Source organism: Phenylobacterium sp. (assembly GCF_036402295.1).
In the GTDB taxonomy this organism is placed as follows: Bacteria; Pseudomonadota; Alphaproteobacteria; order Caulobacterales; family Caulobacteraceae; genus Phenylobacterium.
This window is the reverse complement of record NZ_DASWTE010000304.1, coordinates 1-3,523: the sequence shown is the minus strand read 5'-3', so window position 1 is coordinate 3,523 and position 3,523 is coordinate 1. Positions and strand designations below refer to the sequence as shown.

Annotated in this window: 3 protein-coding genes; 2 read left to right on the top strand and 1 reads right to left on the bottom strand. The window is 69.6% G+C overall.

The window, feature by feature from the left end:
- Window positions 1–1,743: TonB-dependent receptor domain-containing protein (locus tag VGD44_RS18420; RefSeq protein WP_331089829.1), on the top strand; the 1,743-nt coding region annotated here is incomplete at its 5' end.
- 41 nt (window positions 1,744–1,784) lie between these two features.
- Complete coding sequence (locus tag VGD44_RS18415; RefSeq protein WP_331089827.1) at window positions 1,785–3,218, top strand: CehA/McbA family metallohydrolase; 1,434 nt, start codon at window positions 1,785–1,787, stop codon at window positions 3,216–3,218.
- 97 nt (window positions 3,219–3,315) lie between these two features.
- Here the strand turns inward: VGD44_RS18415 and VGD44_RS18410 are convergent.
- The coding region (locus VGD44_RS18410) for a response regulator (RefSeq protein ID WP_331089825.1) at window positions 3,316–3,523 on the bottom strand (208 nt) is incomplete at its 5' end.

Below are 3,523 nucleotides of genomic sequence, written 5' to 3'. Positions count from 1 at the left end.
GGCACGGCCGAGGTCCCCGGCTTCGACGCCCAATACGGCACCCTGTCCGGCCCCGAGACCGAGAAGCTGACGTTCCGCACCAACCGCGGTCCGTTCGCCTTCGACCAAGGCAGGGGCTCAGACCTCAAGCTCACCCAGTACACCTTGCAGGGCACGCTGGAGGTCGCCGGCTGGACGATCCGCGAGGGCCTGCGCTACCGCACGAGCGACCTCACCCGCTCGGCGCTGTTCCCCAACACGCCTGAGGCGGCCAGCGTCCGCATCGCCCGCGACGTGGCCCGCGGCGCGTCCCTGGGCGTCACGAGCGGCCGGCTCACCTACGTGAACGGCGGCCAGGCCTTCGACGTGACCAACCAGAACGGCCAGGGCCTCGTGATGGACGCGGCCATGCGCGCCCAGGACATCACCCTGGACGAGACGATCAACGACCTGCGCTTCACGCGGAAGTTCGAGATCGGCAGCCAGAGCCACGACGTGGCCTTCGGCGTCTACTTCGCCCGCGCCGAGGAGACCTTCTTCCAGGCCGGCTCGCAGGTGCTGATCGACGTCCGCGACAACGCCCGGCCCCTGAACCTGCAGGGCCTGAACGCCCAGGGCGTGGTGGTGGCCAACTTCACCGAGAACGGCTTCTCCCGCTACGGCAGCCAGTTCAACAACGCCGAGGGCAAGTCGACCACCTGGGCGCTCTACGCCGCCGACGAGTGGCAGATCACCGACAAGCTGCGCGTCGACTTCGGCGCCCGCTGGGAGCGGATCAAGCTCTCGGGCCGCAACGAACGCAGCTCGACGATCAACCTCAACCAGACGACCAGCTTCGCCGACGACCAGGCGATCAGCGGCAACGGCATCTTCGACCCGCTGGACCGCAAGTTCGACGACTGGGGTGCGACGGTGGCCGTCAACTACCAGTTCAACCCCGACTTCGGCGCCTACGCACGCTACACGAAGGGCTTCCGCCTGCCGTCGCTGGGCGACTTCATCACCAACCCGACCCGGACCGACCCGCGCTCTTCGACGAGCGACCTCTATGAGGCCGGCGTGAAGCTCGCGCGGACGAACGTCAGCCTCTACCTGACCGGGTTCCTGACCAAGTTCGACAGCCAGAGCTTCGGCGAGACCCGCTTCAACCCGGCCACCAACGCCTTCGAGAGCCGCACGGAGTTCGCTTCGACCGAGACGTACGGCTTCGAGTTGGAAGGCATCGTGCGGCCGACCGAATGGTTCGACGCCAGCTTCGGTGTCACCGTCCAGGACCCGCACCTCGGCAAGTTCATCTTCAACGAACGGGTGGCCAAGGTGGGCGGCGCCGCCGGGACCTGCCCGCTGGCGACCGACACGAACCCGGGCCCGACCAGCACCGACTGCCTGCGGCCGCGCGACTTCACCGACCATACGCTGGTCCGGACGCCGAAGGTCAGCCTGCGGGTCACCCCGGGGGTCACTCTGCTGGAGGGCCGGCTGCGCGCCGAGCTCGACGTGCAGTACTACGGCAAGCGGTTCTCCGACCTCGCCAACACGCTGACCATCCCGGACTACTGGCTGCTGAACGCACAGGTCCGTTACAACGTGACCGACAACGTCACGATCCACGGCTACGCCACCAACCTGACGAACGAGATCGGCCTCACCGAGGGCAACCCCCGCGCCGGCCAGTTCATCTCCGGCGAAGCCGGCAGCCGCTACTATCTGGCCCGTCCCGAACTCGGGCGGACCTTCAAGGCGGCCGTGCTATATCGCTGGTAGTGCGAGGCCTGCTTTCAAAGCTGAACGCAGCGGCCGCGGCGGTGCTCACCGCCGCGGCCGTCCTCGTTTCGCCGGCGGCCGCGGCCGAGACCCTGACGCTCACCGGCGTCATGACCGGCGCCGACCACCAGACCTACCGCGAGGTCCCGTTCCGCGTGCCGGCCGGGACCTCCGCGATCACCGTGGAGTTCGCCCACACCGGCAAGGACCAGAAGTCGGTGATCGACTTGGGCATCCGCGACCCGGCCCGCTTCCGCGGCTGGAGCGGCGGCAACAAGTCCACGTTCACGCTCGCGGAGGCCTGGGCCACGCCATCTTACCTGCCGGGCCCGCTGCCGGCCGGCGAGTGGAAGCTGATCCTGGGCGTGCCGAACCTGCGCCAGGACGCCCGCGCCGAGTACACCGCCAAGATCACCCTCAGCGACACGGCCGCGTTCCACGGCTTCGCCGAGGCGCCGCTGAAGGCCGGGCCGGCCTGGTACCGCGGCGATCTGCATCTGCACACGCAGCATTCGGACGGCGGCTGCCCCTCGCGGACAGGCAAGCGCATCCCCTGTCCCGCCTTCAAGACCCTGGAGGCCGCCGCCGGCCGCGGGCTCGATTTCGTGGCGGTGACCGACCACAACACCTCGTCCCACTTCCAGGACCTCGCCGAGCTTTCGGCGTACTACGACGACCAGCTCGTCATTCCGGGCCGCGAGGTCACCACCTTCCACGGCCACGCCAACGTCTTCGGCATGACCGCGCCGCTGGACTTCCAGCTCGGCAGCGCCCGCGCGCCGGACCTCGGCCGCATTCTCGCCCAGGTGGAGGCGGCCGGCGGCCTGATCTCGCTGAACCATCCGGGCCAGCCGTCTGGCGAGGCCTGCATGGGCTGTGGCTGGACTGCGAAGACCGATTTCGCGCGCATTCCCGCCATCGAGGCCATCAACGGCGTGAACGCCACCGGCCCGCTGTCGGGCATCCCCTTCTGGGAGAAGCGGCTGAACGACGGCCACCGCATCACCGCCGTCGGCGGCTCGGACAACCACGACGCCAGCTTGACCGGCCTGCGCAGCGTGGGCGTGCCCACCACGGTCGTGCGCGCCGAAAACCTCTCGCAGGACGCCATCCTGGCGGGGATCCGCGCTGGCCATGTGTTCGTGGACACGCAGGGGACGCGCGACCGCCTGCTCGAAGTGACCGCCCAGGCGGCGGGCGCGAAGGCCGAGATGGGCGACGTGCTGCCCACGCCGAAGGACGCGCTCGTCCGCCTGCACATCCGGGTCAAGGGCGCGGCCGGCGGCAAGGTGGTGCTGCGGAGCGACGAGCCGAAGTTCGTCCCGCCGAACCCGATCTCCGTAGAGGGCGACGACGCGACGGTCGACGTGGCCTTCGGCGTTGACGGCAAACGCCACTGGGTCCGCGTCGACGTCACCGGCCCCGACGGCGCGCTGTGGCTGCTAGGAAACCCGGTCTACCTGCGCAAGCCGTGAGCTCCTGCCTCCGCCGCCGCCCCCCGACTGTCATCCCGGTCTTCGCTGCGCGAAACCGGGATGACGGTCGGGGGTGAGGCGCCTCGGCGCAAGGATCTTACGCCGCCTCTTCCGCCTGGCCTTCCGCGTCGGCCATGGCGTGTACGATCGCCTCGATCAGGGCGTCGGCGCGGATGGGCTTGGAGAGGTGGGCGTCGGCGCCGGCCTCCAGGCTGGCCTTCACGTGCTCGTCCAGGGCATTGGCGGTGAGCATGATCACCGGCGTTCGCGGCAGGCCGTGCTCGCGCTCCCAGGCCCGCAACTGG